21 protein-coding genes, 1 tRNA gene and 1 pseudogene are annotated in these 24,822 nt (G+C 62.9%); 9 read left to right on the top strand and 14 right to left on the bottom strand.

The genetic code is table 11. The features are described from left to right. Positions 1 to 463: 463 nt before the first annotated feature. Entirely contained in the window at positions 464 to 1,372 is a 909-nt protein-coding gene (pdxS, locus tag EXE42_RS07575) for a pyridoxal 5'-phosphate synthase lyase subunit PdxS (RefSeq protein WP_092920160.1), read from the bottom strand. Between the two features lie 212 nt (positions 1,373 to 1,584). On the opposite strand from pdxS, the gene EXE42_RS07570 reads away from it, so the two are divergent. Continuing rightward, the gene (locus EXE42_RS07570) at positions 1,585 to 2,265 is read left to right on the top strand and encodes a molybdenum cofactor guanylyltransferase (protein ID WP_092920485.1); all 681 of its coding nucleotides are present in this window, start codon (positions 1,585 to 1,587) and stop codon (positions 2,263 to 2,265) included. Positions 2,266 to 2,335: 70 nt separating this feature from the next. Here the strand turns inward: EXE42_RS07570 and EXE42_RS07565 are convergent, their stop codons facing one another. Beyond that, entirely contained in the window at positions 2,336 to 2,896 is a 561-nt protein-coding gene (locus EXE42_RS07565; protein ID WP_092920161.1) for a DnaJ domain-containing protein, read from the bottom strand. A gap of 112 nt (positions 2,897 to 3,008) precedes the next feature. On the opposite strand from EXE42_RS07565, the gene mutS reads away from it, so the two are divergent. The 3 genes from mutS (at position 3,009) to EXE42_RS07550 (ending at position 8,417) form a co-directional block, all read left to right on the top strand. Continuing rightward, positions 3,009 to 5,966 carry a DNA mismatch repair protein MutS gene (mutS, locus tag EXE42_RS07560; protein WP_137706236.1) on the top strand — a complete coding sequence of 986 codons (2,958 nt, stop codon included), beginning with the start codon at positions 3,009 to 3,011 and terminating at the stop codon, positions 5,964 to 5,966. Next, positions 5,956 to 7,773, top strand: coding sequence for a DNA mismatch repair endonuclease MutL (gene mutL, locus EXE42_RS07555; RefSeq protein WP_137706235.1), 1,818 nt, complete (start codon positions 5,956 to 5,958; stop codon positions 7,771 to 7,773). Before mutS ends, mutL begins: the two co-directional genes overlap by 11 nt. Before the next feature lie 125 nt (positions 7,774 to 7,898). Continuing rightward, a complete protein-coding gene (locus tag EXE42_RS07550; RefSeq protein WP_137706234.1) occupies positions 7,899 to 8,417 on the top strand; it encodes a hypothetical protein in 519 nt (172 codons plus the stop codon). A 21-nt stretch (positions 8,418 to 8,438) separates the two neighbouring features. On the opposite strand, the gene EXE42_RS07545 is transcribed toward EXE42_RS07550, so the two are convergent. Both EXE42_RS07545 and EXE42_RS07540 read right to left on the bottom strand, forming a co-directional pair. After that, complete coding sequence (locus tag EXE42_RS07545; protein WP_174548984.1) at positions 8,439 to 9,671, bottom strand: mechanosensitive ion channel family protein; 1,233 nt, start codon at positions 9,669 to 9,671, stop codon at positions 8,439 to 8,441. A gap of 109 nt (positions 9,672 to 9,780) precedes the next feature. Beyond that, complete coding sequence (locus tag EXE42_RS07540; protein WP_137706233.1) at positions 9,781 to 11,139, bottom strand: hypothetical protein; 1,359 nt, start codon at positions 11,137 to 11,139, stop codon at positions 9,781 to 9,783. Between the two features lie 202 nt (positions 11,140 to 11,341). On the opposite strand from EXE42_RS07540, the gene EXE42_RS07535 reads away from it, so the two are divergent. Then, positions 11,342 to 11,495, top strand: a tRNA-Met gene (locus EXE42_RS07535). A gap of 283 nt (positions 11,496 to 11,778) precedes the next feature. On the opposite strand, the pseudogene EXE42_RS07530 reads toward EXE42_RS07535, so the two are convergent. The 3 genes and pseudogenes from EXE42_RS07530 to EXE42_RS07520 form a co-directional block, all read right to left on the bottom strand. Further along, a pseudogene (locus EXE42_RS07530) lies at positions 11,779 to 13,491 on the bottom strand (transposase). A gap of 95 nt (positions 13,492 to 13,586) precedes the next feature. Next, entirely contained in the window at positions 13,587 to 14,297 is a 711-nt protein-coding gene (locus tag EXE42_RS07525; RefSeq protein WP_137694631.1) for a hypothetical protein, read from the bottom strand. Positions 14,298 to 14,465: 168 nt separating this feature from the next. Next, the gene (locus tag EXE42_RS07520) at positions 14,466 to 15,032 is read right to left on the bottom strand and encodes a hypothetical protein (protein ID WP_137706232.1); all 567 of its coding nucleotides are present in this window, start codon (positions 15,030 to 15,032) and stop codon (positions 14,466 to 14,468) included. A 306-nt stretch (positions 15,033 to 15,338) separates the two neighbouring features. Here EXE42_RS07520 and EXE42_RS18530 point away from each other — a divergent pair, with 306 nt between their 5' ends. From EXE42_RS18530 to EXE42_RS07500, 4 genes are read left to right on the top strand one after another with little or no spacing between them, the layout of a single operon-like run. Continuing rightward, positions 15,339 to 15,674 (top strand): hypothetical protein, encoded by a 336-nt coding sequence (locus EXE42_RS18530; protein WP_092920168.1) that lies wholly within the window; start codon positions 15,339 to 15,341, stop codon positions 15,672 to 15,674. A gap of 5 nt (positions 15,675 to 15,679) precedes the next feature. Next, positions 15,680 to 16,549 carry an FAD:protein FMN transferase gene (locus EXE42_RS07510; RefSeq protein WP_137706230.1) on the top strand — a complete coding sequence of 290 codons (870 nt, stop codon included), beginning with the start codon at positions 15,680 to 15,682 and terminating at the stop codon, positions 16,547 to 16,549. 22 nt (positions 16,550 to 16,571) lie between these two features. After that, positions 16,572 to 16,820 carry a hypothetical protein gene (locus EXE42_RS07505; protein ID WP_241988354.1) on the top strand — a complete coding sequence of 83 codons (249 nt, stop codon included), beginning with the start codon at positions 16,572 to 16,574 and terminating at the stop codon, positions 16,818 to 16,820. Further along, positions 16,820 to 17,362, top strand: a complete 543-nt coding sequence (locus EXE42_RS07500; RefSeq protein WP_137706229.1) for a hypothetical protein — start codon at positions 16,820 to 16,822, stop codon at positions 17,360 to 17,362. The genes EXE42_RS07505 and EXE42_RS07500 overlap by 1 nt, the downstream gene beginning before the upstream one ends. Here the strand turns inward: EXE42_RS07500 and EXE42_RS07495 are convergent. From EXE42_RS07495 to EXE42_RS07475, 7 genes are all read right to left on the bottom strand, one after another. Then, positions 17,359 to 17,880 carry a metalloregulator ArsR/SmtB family transcription factor gene (locus tag EXE42_RS07495; RefSeq protein ID WP_092920172.1) on the bottom strand — a complete coding sequence of 174 codons (522 nt, stop codon included), beginning with the start codon at positions 17,878 to 17,880 and terminating at the stop codon, positions 17,359 to 17,361. The two genes, EXE42_RS07500 and EXE42_RS07495, sit on opposite strands and share 4 nt — an antisense overlap. 3 nt (positions 17,881 to 17,883) lie before the next feature. After that, on the bottom strand, positions 17,884 to 18,060 hold the full coding sequence (locus EXE42_RS20190; protein WP_241988353.1) for a hypothetical protein: 177 nt from the start codon (positions 18,058 to 18,060) through the stop codon (positions 17,884 to 17,886). A 449-nt stretch (positions 18,061 to 18,509) separates the two neighbouring features. Beyond that, positions 18,510 to 20,186, bottom strand: a complete 1,677-nt coding sequence (locus EXE42_RS07485) for a transposase (RefSeq protein WP_137706228.1) — start codon at positions 20,184 to 20,186, stop codon at positions 18,510 to 18,512. A gap of 456 nt (positions 20,187 to 20,642) precedes the next feature. Then, on the bottom strand, positions 20,643 to 21,026 hold the full coding sequence (locus EXE42_RS20775; protein WP_369333759.1) for a DUF5658 family protein: 384 nt from the start codon (positions 21,024 to 21,026) through the stop codon (positions 20,643 to 20,645). A gap of 1 nt (position 21,027) precedes the next feature. After that, positions 21,028 to 21,621, bottom strand: coding sequence for a response regulator transcription factor (locus EXE42_RS07480; RefSeq protein WP_137706227.1), 594 nt, complete (start codon positions 21,619 to 21,621; stop codon positions 21,028 to 21,030). Between the two features lie 10 nt (positions 21,622 to 21,631). Continuing rightward, positions 21,632 to 21,955 (bottom strand): HalOD1 output domain-containing protein, encoded by a 324-nt coding sequence (locus EXE42_RS20770; protein WP_158293471.1) that lies wholly within the window; start codon positions 21,953 to 21,955, stop codon positions 21,632 to 21,634. 158 nt (positions 21,956 to 22,113) lie between these two features. Next, complete coding sequence (locus EXE42_RS07475; protein WP_137706226.1) at positions 22,114 to 24,822, bottom strand: response regulator; 2,709 nt, start codon at positions 24,820 to 24,822, stop codon at positions 22,114 to 22,116.

Raw genomic sequence — 24,822 nt, 5'->3', positions numbered from 1 at the left:
ACGGCGAACACTTCCGAAGCCCCAGCCGGGAGGGCGGCGCACGCTCGCTGTCGTTCGAGACGCCGAGGGCGTCTCGTGGTGACGAGAGAGCGAAGCTCTCTCGAACCACGCTCCTCGTCGCTCGTTTCACTCGCTCCTGCGGTGCTTACGTCGTCATCAGAACGCTTCGCGTTCTGATTGGCTCACGAGAGCTTCGCTCTCGTGAACGCCTGCGCCGCCCTCCCGGCTGCCCCTTTGAGTCCCGCCCCGCGCCGCACAGCAACCGCACCTCACACCTCCCCAGCCTCGTCGCCGGCGGCGACGCCGCCGGCTGCCAGAGGCGCGTCGCGCCTCGCTGCCGCTCGCTCCCTCCGGTCGCTCGCGGCGTCCCTCGCGCGTGCGACTCGCAGCCTGACGGCTGCTCGTCGGCACGCGCCACCGCAGTTTTAATTGAAAAAGTCGCCGCCCTGCCGAAGACGCCTCTCTAAACGCCGCGGCCCTGGAGCTTCTCTTCCTCCTTCATGTCCTCGTTGGACTGGCCCTTCATCCCCTTCCCGGTGCCGCTCGCGATCCGGGCGAGCTCGTCGGGGTCGTCCCAGTTGTTGACGGCCTCGACGATGGCGGTGCCCATCGCCTCGGGGTCCTCCGCGCCGAAGATGCCGGATCCGACGAAGATGCCGTCGCAGCCGTGGTACATCATCAGGGCGGCGTCCGCGGGCGTCGCGATGCCGCCGGCCGCGAAGTTGACGACCGGGAGCCGGCCGGCCTCGGCCGTCTCGTGGACGAGGTCGCGCGGGGCGCCGTGTTCTCGGGCCCACTTCTCGCGCTCCTCGTAGTTGAGGCCGCTGAGCGTGCGGATCTGGTTTTTGATGGTGCGCTGGTGTTTGACCGCCTGGTTCACGTCGCCGGTGCCGGCCTCGCCCTTCGTCCGGATCATCGCCGCGCCTTCGCGGACCCGGCGGAGCGCCTCTGGGAGGTTGCGCGCGCCGCAGACGAACGGGGAGGTGAAGTCGCGCTTGTCGGTGTGGTACTCGTCGTCGGCGGGCGTCAGCACCTCGGACTCGTCGATCATGTCGACGCCGAGCGACTCCAGGATCTCCGCCTCCTTGCGGTGGCCGATCCGCGATTTGCCCATCACCGGGATCGACACCTCGTCGATGATCTCCGGGACGCGCTCGGGGTCGGGCATCCGCGCGACGCCGCCGCGCTTTCGGATGTCCGCCGGGACGTGTTCGAGGACCATCACCGCGACCGCGCCGGCGTCCTCCGCGATGCGGGCCTGTTCGCGGTTGACGACGTCCATGATCACGCCGCCCTTCTGCATCCGCGCGAAGCCGCGCTTGACCAGCTCGGTCCCCCGCTTCAGCTCCTCCAGATCCGTTGCCTCTGGCATGGATACAGGTTGGGTCGCCGGCCACTTAACGGGTCGCTTTCGGGCGGATGGACCGGCCGAAACGCGCGTTCGCGGCCCGTCCAATCACCGCGCGTGGGACCCGTCCGATCACGGCGGGCCGGGCCGGACGGCTCGCCGCGCACGGTGCCCGATCGATCGCCGCGTGCCTCGCCACCGCAACCGCGAAGTCCCTCCCCGTTCAAAGCCCGTCCGTGACCACCGGAGCCATCCTCGCCGGCGGGCGCTCGACGCGCTTCGGCGACGCCGACAAGGCGGTCGCCGAGCTCGCCGGCGTGCCGATGATCCGCCGGGTCGCGGACCGGCTCGCCGGAGCGGACGACCCGGTCCCGCCCGGCGCCGACCGCGCGGCCGGCGGCGACCCGGTCGTCGACGAGCTCGTCGTCAACTGTCGCCCCGATCAGCGCGAGGCGATCGCCGAGGCGCTGGCCGGGTTCCCGCTCCCCGTCCGCTGGGCGCTCGACGACGAGCCCGACCTCGGGCCGCTGGCCGGGATCCGGAACGCCTGCCGGGCCGCGACCGACCCGTACGCGGTCGTCGTCGCCTGCGACATGCCGTTCGTCGACCCGGGCTTCCTCGACCACCTCCGCGAGGCGGCCGCCGACGCCGAGGCCGCGGTCCCGCGGCTGGAGGACCGCTGGTACCAGACGACGCAGGCAGCGTACGCGACTGGCCCCGCCGCGGCCGCCTGCGACCGCGCGCTCAACCGCGGCGAGCGGAAGGTGCTCGCGCTCGTGGACCGAGTCGACGAGGTCGTCGTCGGCGACGAGGCTATCCGGTCGCTGACGACCGAGCGCACCTTCACGAACGTCAACACGCGGGAAGAGCGGGACGACGCCGAGCGGGCGATCGCCGCCGCGGTCGACGCGGAGTGAGCCGTCGCCTCGCCTCTCGGAACCTCGTACGCCTCCGCGCTACTTTTTCAGGACCTCGTACGGCTCCGCGCTATTCCTTGAGGACCTCGTACGCCTCGTTGAGTCGCTTGAACGCCTCCTCGTCGCCGTCCTCGCCGTCCGGGTGGAGCCGCTTCGCGCGCTCTCGGTAGCGCCGCCGGACCGCCTCGCCGTCCGCCGTGCGGTCGAGCCCGAGCGTCTCGTACGCCTCGCGCTCGGTCATCCGGTCGGCGGCGGGCGCCCTGTCGCGGGGGTCGCCCGTTCCGGACGCGCCGGAGCCGAACCGCCCTCCGGCCCCGCGGGCACCGCCGCGTCGCCCGCTCGCGCTCCGACCGCCGTCGCCGGCGGCGCGGTACGCGCGTTCCCGGTTGGCCTCGGTGCGGGCGCGCTGTCTGGCGCGCTCGCGCTCCGTCGGCCCCGCCTGCTCGGCCGACCGTCGCGCCCGGTCGTGGAGGCGCCCGCTGGCGTGGTACCAGAGGAAGTAGGAGACGGCGCCAAACGGCACCGCGAGCGCCAACGCGATCGGGTGGAGGACGATCCCGCCGATCACGAGGAGCGCCGTCATGCCGACGAACGTCCCGGCGAGCCCCACGACGATCGTTCGGTTCGTCACGGCCGTACTCGGGGGCGAAGGACCGTAAGGCTCTCGACGCCCCCACGAGCTCGTTCTGCTCTCCGCCGACGCCTCCGCACCGTTTATGCCCGCGGCCGCCCGGGTACGGGGTATGGAACCGGCGGACCGAGAGACGGTGACCGGGCTGCCGCCCGGGATCGCGACCGTCCGCGAGGAGCTCACGCCGATGCTCTCGCAGTACGCCGACCTCTGTGCCGCCCACGAGGACGCCTTGGTGCTGTTCCAGGTCGGCGACTTCTACGAGGCGTTCTGCGAGGCGGCCGAGACCGTGGCCCGCGTCTGCGAGGTGACGCTGACGGAGCGGTCCGACTCGACCGGCGACTACCCGATGGCCGGGATCCCCATCGACAACGCGGCCCCCTACCTCGAATCGCTGCTCGACGCGGGCTACCGCGTCGCGCTCGGCGACCAGGTCGAGGACGCCGAGCAGGCATCCGGCCTCGTCGACCGCGCCGTCACCGAGGTGATCACGCCGGGCACCGTCGTCGAGGACGACCTCCTCGAACCGGGGACGACGAACTACGTGGCGGCGGTCGCGGCCGACCGGGGCGTTGAGGAGTCCGATCCCGCGACCAACGTCGGCCTCGCCGCCGTCGACGTCTCGACCGGCGAATGTCTCGTCACGTCGGGCGACGCGGACGCGGTCGCGGGCGAGCTCGACCGGATCGCGCCGGCGGAGCTCATCGCCGGCCCGGACGCTCCCGCGTTCGAACCGAGCGACGCGGAGCGCGGCTGGACGACCCACGACTACGACGCGGGCGCCTTCGACCGCCGGACGGCGGCCGAGCGGTTGGAGCCGTACCTCCCGGCACCGGACCGGCGGTTCGACGCCGACGCGGAGCTGCGGGCGGCCGGTGCCGTGCTCGCGTACGCCGAGTACACGCAGGGCGACGACGGGCCGCTCCCCTACGTGACCCGGATCCGACGGTACGACCCCCGCGACCGGCTCCGGCTCGACGCGGCGGCCCAGCGCAGCCTGGAGCTCTTCGAGAACCGCGGGCTGGGCGCGAGCGACACGCTGTTCGACGCGCTCGACGAGACGAACTGCGCGCTCGGCCGCCGCTGCTTGGAGCGCTGGCTCCGCCGTCCGCTCGTCGACGCCGACGCGATCCGGAGCCGCCACGACGCGGTCGGCGAGCTCGCGGACCGGAGCCTCGCCCGCGAGGGAGTCGCCGACGCGCTCGCGACCGCCTACGACCTCGAACGGCTGGTGAGCCGCGTCTCGCGGGGACGGGCGGACGCCCGGGACCTCCGCTCGCTCCACCGGACGCTCGCCGTCGTGCCAGAGCTGAAGGCGACGCTCGCGGAGACGGAAGGGGTGGACGGCGACGGAGCCGACGCGACGGACGCCGCCGATGAGGGCGACCCCGCGCTCCCTCGAACCGATCACCTCCGCGACCTCCGCGACCGGCTCGACGAGCTGACCGAGGTCCGCGAGCTGATCGACGGCGCGATCGCGACCGACCCGCCCCAGGAGATCACCGAGGGCGGCGTGATCCGCGAGGGGTTCGACGGCGATCTCGACGACCTGCGCGCCACCGAGCGCGACGGCCGCGAGTGGGTCGCGGAGTTGGAGGCGAGCGAGCGCGAGCGCACCGGGATCGACTCGCTGTCGGTCGGTCACAACCAGGTCCACGGCTACTACATCGAGGTGACCGACGCGAACCTCGACCGCGTCCCCGACGACTACCGACGCCGGCAGACGCTGAAGCACAGCGAGCGCTACGTCACCCCGGAGCTGAAGGAGCGCGAGGAGGAGATCGTCGGCGCCGCCGAGCGCGCGGACGCCCTGGAGTACGAGCTGTTCGTCGACGTCCGCGACCGCGTCGCGGCCGAGACCGAGCGGATCCAGGACCTCGCCGACGCGCTGGCCGAGCTCGACGCGCTGACCTCGCTCGCCGCGGTCGCCGTCGAGCGCGACTACGTCCGGCCCGAACTGCGCGAGGGCTCGGACGCGGCCGTCGGTGACGCCCCCGACGCCGCCAGCGACCCCGCCGCAGGCGTCGAGATCGAGGGCGGCAGGCACCCGGTCGTCGAGCGCACCGAGGACTCCTTCGTCCCGAACGACGCCGACCTCCCGCGCGGCTCGGTCGCCGTGATCACGGGGCCGAACATGAGCGGGAAGTCGACGTACATGCGGTCGGTCGCTCTCATCGTCGTGCTCGCGCAGACGGGCTCGTTCGTCCCCGCGCAGGCCGCCTCGCTCCCCGTCTTCGACCGGCTGTTCACCCGGGTCGGCGCCTCCGACGACATCGCCGGCGGGCAGTCGACGTTCATGCGCGAGATGAGCGAGCTGACGGAGATCCTCCACGACGCCGACGCGGACTCGCTCGTCCTCCTCGACGAGGTCGGGAGGGGGACCGCCACCACCGACGGGCGCGCCATCGCCCGCGCCGCCGCCGAGTTCCTCCACGACGAGCTCGGGGCGACCGCCCTCTTCGCGACCCACTACCACGGGCTCACGGACCTGGCCGACGAGCGCGAGCGCGTCTTCAACCTCCACTTCACCGCGACGCGCGAGGACGGCGACGTGACCTTCCTCCACCGGGTCGTCCCCGGCGCCTCCTCGTCGTCGTACGGCGTCGAGGTCGCGGAGCTCGCCGGCGTTCCCGGTCCCGTGGTCGACCGCGCTCGCGACCTCGTCGCCGCGGAGGAGGCGGAGCGGGGTCGCGAGGCGGAGCGGGGTCGCGAGGCGGAGCGGATCGAAGACGCGGACACGCCCGGCGACGCGGGCGCGACGGGCGACGCGGACGCGACCGGCGAGGGGGATCCGGACGACGATCCCCCCGACGCCGACGCGTCGCTGCGCGAGTTCCTCGCGGAGGAGACGCCGGAGGGGCCGGAAGCGGACGGAACCGAACCGGTCGACCCCTCGGCGGCCCGAGAGTCTCGCGTCGGTTCGACGAACGACGCGGACGAGGGAGCCGCGGCCGACGCGCCCTCCGGCCTCGCCGCGGAGCTTCGGGACCTCGACCTCGCGCGGATGACGCCGATCGAGGCGCTGAACGCGCTCCACGACCTCCAGTCGAGGGTCGACGATGACTGGTGAGCGGAACCGCGGTCGCGGCGCGTCCGGCGCCGAGGACGCCGCCGAAGCCCGGGGCGACTCGGCCGAGGACGAGGGACGCGTTCGCCGGCTCGATCGGGAGACGGTCGACCGGATCGCGGCCGGCGAAGTCGTTACTCGGCCGGCCCGGGTCGTCGGGGAACTGGTCGAGAACGCGCTCGACGCGGGCGCCTCCCGGGTCGAGGTCGCCGTCGACGGCGACGGCACCGACCGGATCCGGGTCGCTGACGACGGGCGAGGGATGAGCCGCGCGGACGCGGCCCGCGCCGTCGAGCGCCACGCGACGAGCAAGCTGGCGCCCGACGGCGACCCCGTCGGTGTCGACTCGCTCGGCTTCCGCGGCGAGGCGCTCGCCGCCGTCGCCGAGGCGGCCCGGCTCGAACTCGTGACCAGCCCGGGCGACGGCGTCGGCACGCGGGTCGTCGTCGACGGGACCGCGGCGGTCGGGAGTCGCTCCGGGGGGTCGGACGGCGAGCGGGACGTCACCGTCGAGCCCGCGGGTCGCGCCCGCGGGACGACGGTCGTCGTCGAGGACCTGTTCGCGACCAGGCCGGCCCGCCGTGAGTCGCTCGCGGGCGCGAGCGCGGAGTTCGCCCGGGTCTCCTCGCTCGTCGCCGACTACGCGCTGGCGAACCCCTCGGTCGCGTTCGCGCTCGACCACGACGGGTCGACCACGCTGTCGACGCCCGGAACCGACCGCACGGACGCCCTTCTCGGCGTGTACGACCGCGACACCGCGAGCCGGTCGACGACGGTCGACGCGAGCGTCGACGCCGAACCGGAGTCGGCCAGCGTGGACCCGAACGCGGTCAACGTGGGCGTCTCGGGGATACTGGCGTATCCGTCGATCACTCGGGCCACCCGCGATCACGTCCGCGTCTCCGTGAACGGTCGGCCGGTCCGGAACGGCCGGCTCGCGGCCGCGGTCCGCGAGGGGTACGGTCGCCTCCTCGCCGACGGCCGGGAGCCGGTGGCGGCGGTCGACGTGTCGCTGTCGCCCGACCGCGTCGACCCGAACGTCCACCCCGCCAAGCGTGAGGTGGGCCTCCGCGGCGCGGACGCGGTCGCCGAGGCGGTCGCGTCGGTCGTCACGGACGCGCTCACCGGCGCGGACCTCCGACGCTCGGCGGACGTCGCCACCGACCTCGAATCCGCCCTTGGCCCGGTCGGCGCCGACGACGGCTCGCGGACCGGCGCGTTCGCGGACGCCGAGCCGGTCGGCGTCTTCCGCGACCTCTACGTCCTCGTCGAGGCCGGCGACGAACTCCTCGTGATCGACGGGCACGCCGCCCACGAGCGCGTGAACTACGAGCGGCTCGCCCGGGCGTTCGACGGCGAGGCGGTGCCGACCGCGCCGCTCGACCCGCCCGCGACCGTCTCGCTGTCGGCCGACGAGGCCGCGGCCGCGAGGGCGCACGCCGAGGACCTCGCCGCGCTCGGCTTCGAGACCGAGGCGTTCGGCGGCGGCACGCGTCGGCTTCGGACCGTCCCCGCGCCGTTCGGTCGGACCGCGGACGCCGACGCCTTCCGCGACGCGCTCGCGGCCCTTTCGGGGTCGGACGGTGACCGCGGCGCGCCGCGGGACGCGCGCGACGACCTGCTCGCGGAGCTCGCGTGTCACCCGTCGCTGAAGCGCGGCGACTTCTCCGAACTCGACGATGGCGACCGGCGAGACCTGCTCGACCGCCTCGGCGAGTGCGACCGGCCCTTCGCCTGCCCGCACGGCCGGCAGACCGTTCTCTCCGTCGACGAGGCGACGTTCGCGGCCGGGTTCGGTCGGGACCGGTGAGTCGGGGGTCGGGACCGGTGAGTCGCGGGTCGGGACCGGCGAGCCGGGTACCGGTGCGCTCCACGTCGAGACGGGTACGGGCCCCGACCGGTACCTATTAACACGACGCGGCCGCGGGTTCTCACATGGGAGAGCGGACCGACGTGACGCGGGGGTCGCTGCCGCGAGAGCGGTCGGCCGGCCGGTTCTCCGGCCCTGAGGGTCTCCGCGACGTCGTCGAGCGGATCCTCGCGTGGCTTCGGGAGCGCCGCGGATCCGGCCTGGAACGCGTCTCGACGGCGACGACGATGCGGAACGTCGTCGACACGGACGCGCTCGCCGAGGAGACGCCGGCGAAGTGGAGCGTCCGCCACGACGTGGTCACCTACGGCGCGGACTCGCTCACGGACGTGCTCGTCTTCCGACACGACCCCAGCAGACAGGATCTCGTAGTGATGCCGGAGCGGAACACCGAGCCGGAGGGGGAGATCAGCTTCTATCACGCCGACCGCACGAAGGGCGCGCGCCACCTGTTGTCCATCGGCGCGGACTCGCTCACGGCCGCCCTGAGCTACGTGTTAGAGCGAATCGAGCGGTTCGAGCGACTGTTCACCGGCCGCGGGACGGAGCTTCCGAGCGGCTACACCGGCCCGTCGGACCGCTGAGCGAGGCGGAGCGCCGGAGCTTCAGGCGGGGCGGTCCCGCGACCGCTCCTCGTCGTCCCCGTCGGTCCGCTCGACGCGCTCGACCGTCTCCTCGGCTTGCGCCGTCTCCGGCGGGTACGAGACGGTCCGCTGCGGGTAGGGGATCGAGATGCCGGCGTCGGCGAAGCGGTCCTGAATCCGCTCGACCACGGTCGCCTTCGAGCGCCACCGGGCCTGCGGTGTCGGCGGATCGATCCAGAAGCGGAGGTCGAGCAGGATCGCGGAGTCCCCGAACCCGGAGGGGATCGCGTACGGCTGGGGGTTGTTCGCGATCACGTTGATCCCGTTGAGGACCTCCTCAGCGATCTCGGCCGCCTCGTCGGGGTCGTCGTCGTATCCGATCCCGACCTCCATGTGGATCCGGAGGCGCCCCTCGCGGCTCCGGTTCGTGATCGCCTGGTTGGCGACGAGGTCGTTGGGCACCACGACGTACTCCCCGTCGAAGTTGCGCATGTGGGTGTTCATGATCGTGATGTCTGTGACGAACCCCTCCTCGCTGCCGATCTCCACCCAGTCGCCGATCTCGAACGGGCGGGCGAACATCAGCACGAAGCCGGCGATGAGCGACCCCAGCGTCTGCCGGGCCGCCATCCCGAGCACGATCCCGAGGAAGCCGGCGCCGACGAGGAGGCCGCCGAGGTTCACGCCCCAGATCCCGAGGACCGTGATGGCGGCGAGCACGAGCAGCCCGACCTGCGCGAGCCGGGTGAGGAGCTGTTCCTGGTGGGCCGTGATCCGGTCGCTGTCCGCCGACAGCTCCGTGACGTACGTCTCCACCACGTCGCTGACGACGTAGGCGCCGCCGAGCAGCACCGCCGAGACGACGACCTGCGCACCGACCCTGACGGCGTTCTCCGCGACGGGCAGCACCGCGACCACGACGTCGAACCGCCCCCACAGCGTCAGCACGGCGACGCCGGCGAGCACGAACAGCCCGAGCTGGAGGCCGCCGACCGCCAGCCTGAGGAGGAACGACGACGGGACGCCGTCGCGGAGCGTCTCGATCGCGCCTTCCGTCGACGCCCCGGCGCGGTCGTCGAGGACCCGCTCGATCCAGCCCGAAGCGACCCGCTGACCCGCACGGACGGCCCTGGGAAGCAACAGCCAGCCGATCGCGAGCGTCGCGAGGACGATACCGGCGGTGACCGCCAGCCGTCCCTCCGTGCTCGCGACGTCTCGTAACACCGCACCGATTCGGGTTCCCACTCCGGCCATTACGTCCGGGGATTCGCCGCCGGCCGGATAACGGATCCGACGCGAGTCTCACCCGAGAGAATCGGGTCGGCCGGTTCGTGGAAACGAGCCGCGGCGAGGCGCGGGTCCGTCACCGCCCGCGCCGGAGCTCTTCGATCAGCTGTTCGATGAGCGCCGACTGCCGGTCTAAGCGCTCGGACTGCGTCTCGACGGTGCGCCGCAACGCGGCGACCTCGTTCGCGAGGTCCGCGTCCTCGACCCCGGCGCTCTCGAACGGTGACCCGTCGAACGCGTCGTCGTCCGGACCGGCGGCGTCCGTCTCGACGCCGGGGGCGACGGAGTCGGCGTCGGCGGCGTCGGAGACGGGGTCTCCGGTCGTCGAACCGGCGACCGTCGAGTCCGCCGCGACCGTCTCACCGTCGGCCGAGGACGCGGGTTCGCCCCCCGCCTCTCGTTCGCTCCCGTCGTCGACGGACGCGGCCCCGGTCGGCTCCGAGCCGAGGGAATCCGTCGCGGTCGCGTCGTCGAGCGGGTCTGCCCCCGTCGCGTCGTCCACGGACGCGTCCGCGGCGAGCGGGTCTCCGTCCAGCGGGTCGTCGTCCTCGTCGGCCGAACCGTCGGAATCGGCCGAATTCAATCCTGAGGCGGCCGATTCCGAGGTGTTATCGCCTTCGACGGGCGGGTCCGACCCGCCACCGAGGTCGGCGGCACCGGCCGACTCGTTCGGTCCGGTTCCGATCCCGTCGGCGTCGGCCTCCGCGTCGGCGGCCGGGGACGCCGAGAGCGGGTCGGGCCCCTCGCCGAAGTCGGTCGGGCCCCTCGCCTCCGCGTCCGGGGCCGACTCGTCGGCCTCGGCGGCGGCGACGCGGAACTCCTCTACGCTGTCGACCTCGTGGAACGAACACACCGCGTCGGCGAGCGTCTCCCGGACCGCGCGGGCGGACTCGTTGGGGGCCTTGAACCGCTCCGAACGGCCGTCGTGGACGAGGACGATCGCGGTGGCGACCGTCCCCTCCTCGAAGTCGAGCCCGGTGAGGTCCGCGTAGTGGAACTCCTCGAACTCGGGGTCCCAGACGGCCGAGCCGACGTGTTTGACCAGCCGCTCGCTGGTGACGATCAGGGTGAGCTCCGAGAAGCGGAAGGTGCGCACGACCGTCTCGCCGGGGCCCGTGACGCCGCTCGCCGAGAGGACGCCGGCGAGGATCGGGTGGAGGACGTCGTCGACGCGCTTGGCGGGGACCGAGAGCGTCTCGTCGCCGTCGAGGCCGTACCCGAGGGTGATCTTCGCCTTGCGGCGGCCCGTCGAGACCTCGATGCGCTCGACGTCGTGGCCGTACTCGTCGACGGACTCGTCGGACAGGAGCCCGTCTCCGCGGAAGACCAGGGTCCGGGTGGGCGTGACCGCGAGTCGATCGTCGCCGCCCAGCGGCACCTCGGCGACGACGTCCTCGTCGCCGACGGTCGCCGCGAGCAGTTCGGGGAGGCTCATACGCCGGGGATACGCCGCGCCCGGCATAAATCCGCTGGGTCGACCGCGAGCGCGGGGCCGTCGGGTTCGCCCCGCTCGGAAACGGGGGCGCCTTCGGTCCGATTCACCGCCGGAAGCGGCCGCCCGCGGCGATCTGCGATCGGTTCACAACCCTCCGACGGATGGGAAGGTTAAAGAGTCTCATCGCGGTACGAACTGGTGAGGCCGGGTGGCTTAGCTGGACATAGCGCCGCACTCATAGGGTTCGGAGATTCGGTGCGGTGACGCCTTGGAAGCGTCCGCGTCCTTCCCGTGGCTCCGCCGAGCCTCGGACCTGGGACATGCGGAGATCGTGGGTTCGGAGCCCACCCCGGCCATACAATCTATTCTATTCAGTTACTGACAAATATCTGATTAATTGGGGTCTGATCTCAAATGACTCCACAGAAACCTCGTTAATAGTGAGAAGTGAAGTTGAGACTACAGTGGGTTTAGCGGGGCTGTGATGCGTGGTTTCGGGCGAATTTTCGAGGCGAAGCTGCTTCGGATCTACTCTCGATAGTCTTCTGGTGGCGTACTACCAACTAAACCGGTGAATTTCCAAGATCTCCGACAGTGTTGCCACTCAGGAATCCGGACTACCCCGGACAGAGTATCTCTCTATCCGATTCCAGTTTCCTTCTTCAGCAGCGTCAGCGTATTGTCGGCTGTTACGATCGGCGAATGTTCATACTCACCCGTCAGCTCGACTTGGACGAGCAAATCGACCGCTCGCCAAATCGAGTACAAGAGACACGCGAATTCGAAGTAGAAGAATCGGAGCCCGAAATTCTTCGACGTCGTCGCCGCCATGAACCGCTTTATCGATCGATAGCCACTCTCGATTTCCTACCGGTAGCCGTACTCCGTGAGGTGTCCGCTCCCCCGGTTCGTCATGAACACCGAGTACTGCCGATGATCGTCGTGCTCGGAGTCCTCTTTCCGGCGGTAGATCAGCGTCGTCTCGTGCCACTCATTCTTTCCGAGATGGAGCTTCCGGTCGGTCTCGTAGCGGTCTTGGTCGCGCTGGAGCAATCGCTTGGCCTGGGCTTTCTCGCTGGTCTGCATTCGCTTCGGCACGACGTATGAAAGCCCGCGCTGGCTGATCATCTCCAGGATGTGCTGGCTGTCGAACTCCCGATCCATCAGCACGTTATCGACGTGTACCAACTCTTCAGCCGAATCCAGCAAGTCCTCGACGATTTCCAGTCGTGTCTCCCCCTTTCGGACGGGGCGGGCATCGAGGACCAGCGGGACGGCGTTGCCGACTAACTGGACGGACGCCCACTGGTAAGCATACTCGTCGGTCTTCTCCTTCGTCCCGATGATCTCGTCCTCGTGGCCCGTGCGGTTACCTGTGAACGGGTCAGCTTCGGTAATGTCGATCGCGACGATTCCGGCTCGAAAGAACTGCTCTGTCTCGGCAACTTCGTTCAGGAGCCGAGTGATGGCCTGCCGGTACATCGCTCGAACCTGTTCAATCGAGAGGTTCCGAATCTGCTCCCGATGGGCGTGCCCCAGCGGCGTCCGATCCCGAGTCGATTCGTAGACGAAACTGCGAGCCCCTTCGTTCGCAGCCAGCCGCTCACGAAGACCCAGATACGTTTGTAAGTCCCAGTACGCGTTCTCATGGATTTCACAGCCATCACCACGGTCCAACGAGAATGACGGGAAGACGACTCGGCTGACGTGATCGCTGATCTTCGCTGCTTCTTCCAAAATAGTCTGGTCGTCAAGATCGGTCTCCATAGACTCTTCGTTGTGGTACTGGAGCTTCCGTTCCGGGTCACGAGGAACCGCAACACCGGCATTCTGGGCGTTGATGAGGGTCGTCCGAGCCGTTCTCTCGACAGTCTCACGGAGCTTGGCACTGAAGCGCTCATTCCAACTGCGCCAGAGAGTCGACTGGTCGGGAACGGAATCGAACCCAAGCGATCGACGGGTTTCAGAGTGCTGACGGAGATACTCGACGAGCGCGGTTTCGTGATCCCAGCCGTACACTTCTTTCAGCAGGAACGCTCTGAAGAGCTGTGGCATCTCATATCGGGTCGGACCGGAGTACTGGTCGTGGGGACTGAACTCCACGTAGGACAGTAGATACTGACAGACCAACCCCTCGACCGAGTTGTGAGCGCTGTGTTCGAACCAGATTCCAGAGACAGTCCGGAAATCCTCAATGAGCGCAGTCAGTGAACTTTGGTCGTACAGTGGCGTCGCGTCGTAGGCCGGCCAATCGACGTGTGGGCGTTGAGCGATTCGTCGAAAGACATCACGGCGGGAAGTGTCACTCGGGACCACTAGAACTCCATGCCCCTGACTCGTGTACGGACTCATCTCCATCGAAAGATGTGCGGTACTGTCCGAAACGGGCCAATTCCAACTTTGCTGCCAGTCCTCTACTATCAGGCTGAGTCGAGACCACGGGAAGGTCAGTCACCGATTGCGGTGATAATGTGGAGGACGAGGATGATGGCAGTGACAACAGTCAGCAAGACGTGTATTCGTCGCCATCGTGAAAAGAGAGTCTCTTTTGTGACAGTCAGCACACGGCCAACGACTGACGGTGTCTCATCTCCTCGTCCAAGCCGGACGACGTGTCGATGTAGATATCGACCATACAGGCCACTCGCCACCTCTACACCGAGCAAGACAGCAACTGCGAGACCGAGGCCTTCCCACTCTTCGACAGCAATGAAGTGTGGCAGCGTTAGTGCCGTCCCGATGAGAACGACCCACTGGTGTGTTTGTAACTGATACCGACGGTACTGCACCGGCAGCAATCGCTTTCGCTTTACAAGACTGTACCCGAGGACACCGAAGACGAGAAGGACAACGCCAGCTTCAACCACACCAATGTACGGAGCCTCATTCACTTCGCCACCAAGGCCCCACCAATCTCCAATCAGACTCGCGCCTGTCTCATCTTCGTCCGAATCCTCTACATCTTCACCTTCCTCTTCCTCACCCTCCAATTCATCCACGTCCGCAACAGGAGGGAGTGACTGTTCTGTTGCGTCAAGATTTTTCACGACTATATGATCACCATCTACTGGTGATGCCCCCGCTTGAACAGTGCCGACTCCACTAACGACCAGAATGAGCACAACGGCGAGACCGACTTGCGATAATCGATTATACATATCTAGCTGTGGGTACGGTATCAAAAAGTGTGTTCGCGTCCAGTCATCGAATCGTATGCGTCCACACAGTATTCTGGCATAATACGAAGGGCTCAACGCAGGTGCCCGGGACTACTGTGCCTGCAGACGGTTACTTTACAATAGCGGATAGGTTTGATCCGCGATCAGCTAATCTTCGTCATCATCGTCGGACTGGTCGTCAGAGTCATCATCGTCGGACTGGTCGTCAGAGTCATCATCGTCGGACTGGTCGTCGGAGTCAGAGTCTGAATCAGGGTTGCCAGCGTCATCCTCATCAGAGTTTTCGTCACCTTTGTTCTCGTTTGAGCTGTCGTCAGAAACCGTATCCTCTGAATCCGAATTGTCGTCGGTGTCGGTCTCGTTGAGGTCGTCAGTGTCTGTCTCGTTGATGTCGTCAGTATCTGTCTCGTTGATGTCGTCAGTGTCTGTCTCGTTGATGTCGTCGATATCGATGGTCTCACTCGGGGTGTCGGCAGTCAAGCTATCGGATGCACTATCATCGGAAAAGAGTGCTCCGAGCGAATCAAATAGCGATAGTCCGCTAAGTGACTCTATCCCTATCTCACTCGTCCCCGTAGCAGTACTGTTCGTTTCTTGATCAGCATCTGCTGTTTGGTTCGCGGGCGCGGCGGTGGCGGAACCAGTTGCTGCTGCACCTGCACTCAATATTAGCAAGGCAACGAGCGCGATACTGGTTATCTTGTTCCTTGGCATTGCAATCCCACATAGGTACAGTTTACAAAATAGCATTCGCGTCCATCTATCGAATCGTCGTACAACCATCGAATCGTCTGCGTGCACAGGGTCAGACAGACACTGATCGCACCAGATGCCTGGTAACCGAATCACATGCGTGCTCAGAACCCATTTCATGTCCTGAACAGATTCGATAGCTGTACGAACATTCGATGGTTGGACGCGAACGCCTTACTACGGCTGTCTCAACCCTCTATTTGCAATGACAGAACGCAACGACCGACACGTCGAAGATAGTGGTTCTGAACCGAGGGGTAGCTAATTATGCGCGTTCCCGTCCCGAAAAACAAACTCGTCGCCTTCACGCTCGTCGGTGCGCTCCTCACAGCTGGTGTCGCCGGGGCCCTCGCGCTGCCCGGTGGCGGCCTCGCGCAAGTTGGCGAGCAAACTGACTCATCCGGTTCAACGGCATCGGATGTAGCACAACAGGCCGCTTCGGATGCGCCGACGCCGAATCAGGAGTTCACCCCAGCAGTCCAGACACAGTCCGGATACGAGGACAAAGAACACGAGGAGTACGAAGAAGACGACGAAGATGAAGACGACGAGGAAGAATACGAAGAGGAACACGAGGACGAAGAACACGAAGAGGATGAGTGACCGAGATGATGGGATCGCTCGCATCGGTCTACGAACGGTTCGGGGACACCCAACGCGAGTTCGAGTGTTGTGACACAACGTTTCGGATTCAGGCGACGGGCGTTTGGGCCGAGGCTGGGGCTACTGTGGCCCGAAAAACGGCTAAATCACTCGAAGTCCAACTGAACGCCTTCGATGCGGCGAGTGCCGTCAGCCGGCTCAACCGTGAAGGAGAAGTCAGGAACGAACACGTTGCCCAAATCGTTCGCCGTGGAATCGAATACAACGACCGGACCGACGGGGTGTTCGATATTTATCAGGGCCGCGTCGAACACACCCTCAAAACATTCCTGCGCGGTGACAGTGAAACACTACCAACAGAGTTTGATACTGGAACTGTCCAAGCCAGCGGCTCTCACATCACGACCGACGTCGAACTCGACCTGAATGGCCTCGCCAAAGGGTACATCGTTGATCGGGCCAGCGAGGCACTCGGCGGCGTCGGCCGACGTGGGTTCGTCAGTGGTGGCGGTGACATGTCCCCACCGACGGGACCGGTCGCCATCGAGAGCCCGTACGGTGACGACACACCGCTGAAGGTCCTCGACACGGACTGGTATGTCGCAACATCGGGCGGATACCGACGGTCACGAAACGGCACTGACCACGTCTACGATCCGACCACCGAATCGCTCGGCTCTCGCCATGAATCGGTCACCGTCGTGGCACGCCGAGACTGTATGGAAGCCGACGCCCTGGCGACGACCCTCGCGGCACTCCCGCTTGCCAAGGCACGCGAATTAGCATCGGACTGGGAGGGTCTAGAGGCGCTCATCATCCACGATGGCGTCTTCCATACGACAGATGGCTTTGAGACACATGTTTTGGACACATAAGCAACGAATCACCGTCGTGGCGATGGTCGTCTTAGTGGTGGCTGTCCCTGCTCTTTGGCAGATCGGAGACGTGCGTGCCGCCCAAGCGATCGAACAAAAACAAAGCGACCTCGTCGACCAGACCGTTTCAACGCGACAGGCCCCAGCCGATTACGATGATGATGATATCAACGACTCCGCGGATACGTGTCCGACACGACCGGAAACGAAAAACGGGTTCCAGGACGCGGACGGCTGTCCCGATATCGTCGAAACGACGGGGGCATCGTGATGTCACAGCTCGTCTGGCTCCTCGACCGAGGTGCCGCACTTGTCACGTATCCGGCATTGTATCTGGCAGTTCTCACGGGCATCCTCTACAACACGGAATCGTTTGGAATGCTCCACGAGGCCGCTCAACGAATCCATATCGAACTATCCGTGTTCGCGATGATCGTCACGTTGCTACACGCGGGACTCGGTGTCCTTGATGCGTGGTTCGTTATCACCGGACAGGTTCCAGCGCCGGCATACTCGATGCCGTACTTTCTCGGCGGCGTCGCCGTCGGTGCGGGGGCACTGCTCATGCTTGTCGTCGCGGTGCTTGGCTTTATTGACGCAAGACGCTTCCAGCGCCCCTGGGGCCCACGCGTCGTCCACTCATTCGCGTATGCTGGGTTCGCCTTCGGGACAATCCATGCTGTAGCGATCGGGACTGATCTGACGGGACTTATTCGTCCCCTGCTGGGACCCTCAGTGGCGTTTCTCGTGTACGTGCTCCTGTTGCGTCTGTTGGTGCTTCGAGGGCTCCCGTCGAACGCGGCGGCGAGCTAGTAGCTGTCCCAGAGGCCCAGGATACGGTCGACGACTTTGTCAGTGAACGAGCGCCGGTGAACCGTGTAGAGGTATTTTACCCGATCAGGATCGCTGACTTCGTAGACGACACTCCGGCCGTCACGCTCTTTGGTGACGAGGTCGGCCTCGGCGAGTTTCGAAAGATGCCACGAGGCGGTCGATTGTGCCTTGTCGAGGCGGTCGCTGAGTTCGGTTGTCGAGAGCGGGCCGTCTGTGAGAAGATGTGCGAGGATGCGGCGACTGTATTCCCGGCGCAGCGCGTTCATCACTGTTCGATCGGCTTCGTCGAACTCGGCAGCCGGATAGTACCGTGTGTACTTGCCGTCATCCGAGACGTCGATCAGGTCCCCATCGGCGAGCCACCTGAGCTGGTACTGGAGTGTCCCTTGTGCGTACTCAAGATCGTCGAGGAGCGCGCGAAAGTGAATTCCGGGCGTATCGGCTATCCGCTGGTAGATTTCCCGCCGAGAGGCCAATTCGAGATCCGGGTCCGACATTGCTTAGTCCCGCGTCAAAGCGACGAAAAACGCCAGGAGGCCACCGAGGATCAGGATTGCACTCCCGTGTTCGAGCAATTCCAGCGTCGCGTACGGGAAGTACGGGAGCAGCGGGTACTCAAGGAACACGATGAACCCATAGACGGCGAACATCGCGTACCCGAGCGTAACGATCCACATACGACGATCACGTTCCCGCCGCCATGCGAGGAAGCTGAGTACACTCAGGCCTGCAGCGAGGACGAAGATACCCAGACTGACGTATTGTTCGAGGAGTTGAGCGAGTGGCATACGTTCTATCTGTACACACAGCCGGTGCGACGTGCTCGGCAATCGATACAATTCAATCGAAGGGGGTAGCGGGGAAAACGATTGGCGTTCAACCGTCGAATCCAATCTTATACATTGAGACGACCAGTCTCAACTACCCCTTGGATCGTGAAGTTGAGACTACAGTGGGTTTAGCGGGCCTGTGATGTGCGAATTTGAACGATTCGGTCAGCGGAAACTGCTCCAGATCACTCTCCAAGCGGACATTATTGTCACACTTCCAATCGTAAGGGCGAATTTTCGAGACATCCAATAGTGTAGCCACTCAAACGGCGCGCTAACCCAGACAGGGTGTCTCTCTACCCGATTCCCGTTTCCTTCTTCAGCAACGTCAGCGTGTTGTCGGCTGTTACGATCGGCGAATGTTCGTACTCACCAGTCAACTCAACCTGCACGAGCAGATCGACAGCCCGCCAGATCGAATACAACAGGCAGGCGAACGCGAAGTAGAAGAATCGCAGCCCGAAATCCTTCGACGTCGTCGCCGCCATGAACCGTTTGATCGACCTGTACCCACTCTCGATTTCCCACCTGTAGCCGTACTCCGTGAGGTGTCCGCTCCCCCGGTTCATCATGAACACCGAGTACTGCCGATGATCGTCGTGCTCGGAGTCCTCTTTCCGGCGGTAGATCAGCGTCGTCTCGTGCCACTCATTCTTTCCGAGATGGAGCTTCCGGTCGGTCTCGTAGCGGTCTTGGTCGCGCTGGAGCAATCGCTTGGCCTGGGCTTTCTCGCTGGTCTGCATTCGCTTCGGCACGACGTATGAAAGCCCACGTTGGCTGAGCATCTCCAGGACGTGCTGGCTATCGAACTCTCGGTCCATCAGCACGTTATCGACGTGAACCATCTCCTCGGCAGAATCCAAGAGGCCCTCAACAATTTCTAAGCGGGGCTCACCCTTCCGAACTGGCTGCGCGTCTAGAACGATCGGAACGGCATTCCCGACTAACTGGACTGTCGCCCACTGGTAGGCGTATTCGTCGTTCTTCTCCTTCGTTCCGATGATCTCATCCTCGTAGCCAGTTCTATCGCCTGTGAAGGGGTCAGCTTCGGTAATGTCAATCGCGACGATCCCCGCTCGAAAGAACTGCTCTGTCTCCGCAACTTCGTTCAGGAGCCGAGTGATGGCCTGCCGGTACATCTCTCGCACTTGGTCAACCGAGAGGTCGCGGATGTGCTCGCGATGGGCGTGGCCCAGCGGTGTCCGATCCCGAGTCGATTCGTAGACAAAACTGCGAGCCCCTTCGTTCGCAGCCAGCCGCTCGCGAAGTCCGAGATACGTCTGTAAGTCCCAGTAGGCGTTCTCGTGTATCTCACAGCCCTCGCCACGTTCCAGCGAAAACGCCGGGAACACGATGCGGCTGACGTGTCCGGTGATCTTCTCTGCCTGCTCCAACGTAGTTTGATCATTCGGGTCTGACTCACCAGACTCGTTCCCGTGGTATCGGAGCTTTCGTGCCGGCTCACGCGGAACCGCGACACCTACATTCTGTGCTTTGATGAGAATCGTTCGAGCCGCTGTCTCGACAGTCTCTCGGAGGTCAGGGGTGAACCGCTCGTGCCAGCTTCGCCACAGTGTCGATTGGTACGGGATCGTCTCGAACCCCAGTTTATCGCGGAGTTCAGGGCGGTTCCTGAGGTAGCCAACGAGTGCGGTTTCGTGCTCCCACCCGTGGCATTCTTGCAGAACGAACACCCGGAAGAGAGTGGCCATCTGGTAGCGTGTCGACCCCGCATACTGATCATGGGCGCTAAATCGAAAGTAGGCTAGCGGGAGTGCACAGACGAACTCCTCGATAGAGTCGTGACTATCGTGATCGAACCACGTCTCCGAGACTGTCCGGATATCTGATTCCAGTCCAGCGAGCGACGTTCGATCGTACAGTGGTGTCGAATTGTACGCCGGCCACTCACTATATTGTCGTTGGGCGATTCGTCGAAACACAGTCCGACAGGACTGACTGGTGTAGGGCATCAGTCTATAGAAAGTAGAACGAACTCAAAACGCGTGTTATATTTAATTAAACGGGGGGGGGTGGGGTGGGTGTGCCTCTGACGCTTCGCTGGATACCAGTTTGAGAGGTATCCGGTTCGATTATTATTGAGGAAGAACATAATTCTGAACCCAATAGATGTACCTGATCAATATTGTCAACGTCTAAGTATTGGCCTTACTATCTATAATCCGGCTTTGAGGGGTGAACGGGGCTATGTATAGTGTAACTCGTGGATTGTCTCTGCTAATAGGTGCCAATACTCTATCCAGTTTTAATCCGTGAATTTCCGCAGGGTTAAGCCATCCTCCTATACCGTTTATAAAGTGAGGGTTTGGAGCTTCATTGCAGAAATTAAAGCAGAGAAAGCAGCATAGCAAATGATATAATTAACACAATTGAAACATATAATAATACGCCGACAAACTCGATCAATCTCATATCCAAATGAGTACCATATTATGAAGCGACACAGCGCTCCATACGACCAAAGCTGAAAGGTATGCTACATTGCTCCACAGATCGATATTATGTCTCGATTGTCCGACCCAGGGAAGCAGGTATTCACCAAGAAAGAATAATAACACTAGTGACACCGACGAGAGAAAGAATAGGCCGGGGATGATTCCGAGAGTCTCAACAATAAGTACGACAATCGGATTGGCTTCTCGCAGTCCGATGCTTAGCCCATAGTACGTGAGACTCGCATCTATAGCTCGTACGAAGACCAATCCGATGAGCAGTGGATATTTATTTTCTGCGAGTACTTCGATACTGCTGCTGGTAGCACAATTAGTGGATGCCACGGCTCCTCGCACCATATCAGAACTGCTCTACAGGTTGGGATCCGATACGCTGGTCTCTGACCAGCATATCGATCTGATAATCTGTCTCGAGACGCTGGAGTGTCGTATCAGCTTCTTCCTCCAACTCTCGTATTCTCTGGAGGAGACCGCCGTATCGGTCGTCCTTTTCTAGCTCTGTCTTGTCGAGGTTCGCTTCTAACGTGGCTTTCCTCGCGGTGAGTGAGAGAAGCTCTGTGAGTGAATCTTCGTATGTTAGAACCAGCTCCGCAGCTTCCACAGCTCGAAGAAGCTTCGTCCGGTCGATTGGTTTGAGAAGATAGTCATCCACATCGATGGACGCTAGGTCTTCCGTTGGCTGAACAGCTGTTACCATGATCACCTGCTGGGCATCGCCGCCTTCACGAATTGATTGTAGCACCTCCGTGCCAGAGAGGCCCGGCATTCGACGATCTAAAAGGACAATATCAATCGGTTCCTCAGCGAAGATTTCCAGTGCATCTTCCCCGGAATAGGCCACATGAACCTCGAACTGCTCCTGTAGCCAAATGCCAAACAAGTCAGCGAGATTCTCTTCGTCTTCGACGATCAGAACGGTACTGGAATGGGTCATCTATTCTCACTCACGCATCTCGTTCGACGATGACACGCACCGTTGATGCGTACATGACCGTCACAAGTGCGTCCTGAAAGAGAAACTCCACAGAGGGCATATGACTGGTCTCCTCGACTGTACGAGTTTTGAACAAGCCATCTAATTTGTCTGTATCAACAAATTCGAACACCGGAGGTGATCTACTGAGTTCCGGCCAGTCTTCGACAGCTTCCATAAGTGTCTCAATGACCGCATCCGAAACACGGACAGGTCTATCAAATTCACGCACTATTTGGGAATCTGTACTCCATCCCGTAGGTTCAGACTCTCGGTGCGGAGAGCTTTGGGCCATAAAGAATACATCTATTCTACAATCAAACGTCTTCTACCCTCTAATATCGGGTTGCCAAATTTAATGCCTATATGGAAAGGCCCACTATTTGGAGCCAGTTTTCCGAATGTCGATAAGCAGGACAGCCCGAGTACTGTAGAACGTGATACTGAGGCAGGTCACAGCTCGGTTGAATCCTGATAGAGAGTCGTCAGCAGATTAGACTCAGCAGCTCGAAGATGCTGGTTGAACGTTGACTGTGCGATATCGAGAGTCTTGGCAATCGACGTCGAATCTGCATCCCGCGGCCAATTAAAATATCCTGCGTAGAGCGCCGTCTGCAAGACTTCTTCTTGCCGGGCGGTAAGAGCTCCATCAAGACGTGCTGAGAGAGAGGTATTAGTTTCTCCCCGCTCACTATCCAGTTTGGATAACAGGGTGAGATCGCTGTAGTCTTCCCGGAGTGAACTCAGATATTCCCCGACGTCGACGGTGAATGGCACGGTTACTGAAACCACGATCTCGTTGGACTCGGAAGCGTTTGTGATTTGATTTATCGCAACTCCTTGGTCGGTCAGTTTCTCGCAAAAGCTGCTGTTCCGCACCGGGACTTTACAGTAGATACCATTTCGAGAGTCGCTCAAAATGACCGTCTCTGGATCGAAACCAGCAGCTTCGAACGCCTCGGGGGTCACGTTTTCACCGGTCACTCGCGCGAACAGGAGGTGATCTGGACTCTCAGTCACTACATTCAACACTTCGAGATCCGTCTCCATATCCGAAACAAGAGTTGCAAGGCCAGTATCGTCCTCGAACTGAATTTCGAGAATTGTGCCCCCACCAGATAGAAGCGCCGCCTTTTGCCGGAGTGCTGATATCCCGTGACCTATTATTTGACCGAGCTCTGTGAGGGCTGTCACCTCTTCTTCAGCGAAGGCGTTTGGTAGTTTGGAGTGGACTTCTAATACGCCAAGGATCGACGCCTCGCTCTGTAGTGGTACAGCCACAATCGAGTTGGTGCCATTTTTCAGTGCGTCTTGTTCCCACTCCGTTTCGGAGCGAGCGGTCATTAAGTCGCTCTCCACGACCGAACCTTCAATCCTGTATGCCCGTTCAGCAGGTGGCAATGTAGAGTTACTCCGCTGGGTATTGTCATCTGCTGGAGTGTCGTTCGCCCCCACTTTTTGATATTGGAGCGACTCCGTTTTGGCTCTGACCTCGATCGTATTCGTATTAATATCTTTTTTACCGATCCACGCCCCGCTAATCAGATCCAGATGAGCTAAAGCATTACAGACCTCTTGCTCCAGTTCTTCTCGTGTATTTGCACTGATAACCGTGGCACTTATCGACCGTATCAGTGTATTGATTCGATCCAGTCGTGTCAGCCGTTCGTTTTGCTCGTTTAACCGCTGGTCGCGTTGCCGAAGGGCCGCCTCTTGTGCTGTTCGTTCGAATGCGCTTGCTGCGTTCGCTGCTAACGTCTTTGCCAATTTGTTCTTTCTTGAGGAGATCTCTGACGTCGTGGTCATCCCCACCAACAGAACCCCCTCTGATTCTAGTGAGTAGAGTCGCCACGACGAGAACTCCTCTGCCAACCACTGGCTTGACCGAGTATCTACTACGTCTTCGTCGTCGGGAGCCAACTGTTCCGTTCGAGTCACATAGGTCGTCCAGACTGGTGTGTCTCCTTCAGAGATAGTGGGAAGATCGATTTCAGTAACATCTTCCGTGGATGCGTGTGCTAGTGGGACCAAGCGTCCCGTGTGCTCTTCTCGTGTATATATCGCGGCAAACTCGAATCCGAGTTCACCGACTGCGGCAGTTGTCACGGTCTCGCCGATGCTACGTTCCGAGTCGGCTGTCATTAGATCGCGAGAAACCGCATGCAGGTCCCCGAGCTGTTGTTCATACGCGTACCTCTCTGTAATGTCGTGGTAGTGTTCAATCCGCCCGCCCGCATAGAGACCAGTTTTGATCGGCCCGCTCCAGTACTCCAACCACTGCTGCTCTTTCGAAGCCGTTTCAGGGATACGGACGACGGCTTCGACTTCGGAATGCATATTCTCTAGAGAATGAGTTACGAGGTCAGACAGTGTTTGCTCACCTGAGGGATATTCCTTGTACGATTCAGAAGCAATGCGACTGTAGTCAGACCCTTGGATATCGTCTCTATCAACTCCGAGTAATTCTTCCGTAGTTTCGTTTGCCCACACCACCTGTCCGTCGCGATCAACTACAACGATCCCTTCCTCTGATGTGTCCAGGACGTCTTCAGTGAGGGACTGGTACTGCTGTTGTTCCCTGCGCTCTGCTGCTGTTCGTTGCAGGCGCTCAATAGCCACTCGAAAATCCCTGTCTGGCAGGTTCTGGAGGTACCGTTCGACTTTATCCTCGAGTTCTGTGATTTGGTCTGTGAGTGCCTGGTATTTCGGGCTCGTTTCGAGGGTATCTGCCTCCATGACGGCTTCCAAGGTCGATTGGCGTTCTATCAGCGAGAACAGCTCTTGCAGATCCTCGTTGTACTCGGCACGAGTGAGCATCTGGGAGATAACGTCTTCGAGGTCGTCAGCTTCAACGGGCTTTTCGAGATACGCATCGAATCCCATTTTGACGATATCGAAGTCCGGTGTCACCGCAGAGACGATAACCACCTGGCAGTTCGACTCATATTGTCTGAGTCGCGTGAGAACCTCTCCGCCGGATAACCCGGGCATCATCCGATCCAGAAGAACGATATCGACAGTCGCATCGAACGCCTCCAAGGCTTCTTCGCCAGAGTATGCGGTTTCGACAACATAGCGGTCTGCGAGCCACTCTGCATACAGCTCAGCCAAATTTTGGTCATCCTCGACGACCAGGATTTTTGTGTTTCCGTTTTGGGTCAT

The organism is Halorubrum sp. SP3 (assembly GCF_005435195.1).
Taxonomy (GTDB): domain Archaea; phylum Halobacteriota; class Halobacteria; order Halobacteriales; family Haloferacaceae; genus Halorubrum; species Halorubrum sodomense.
Note: the sequence above shows the minus strand (reverse complement) of the source record. Positions and strands in the feature narration are given on the sequence as shown.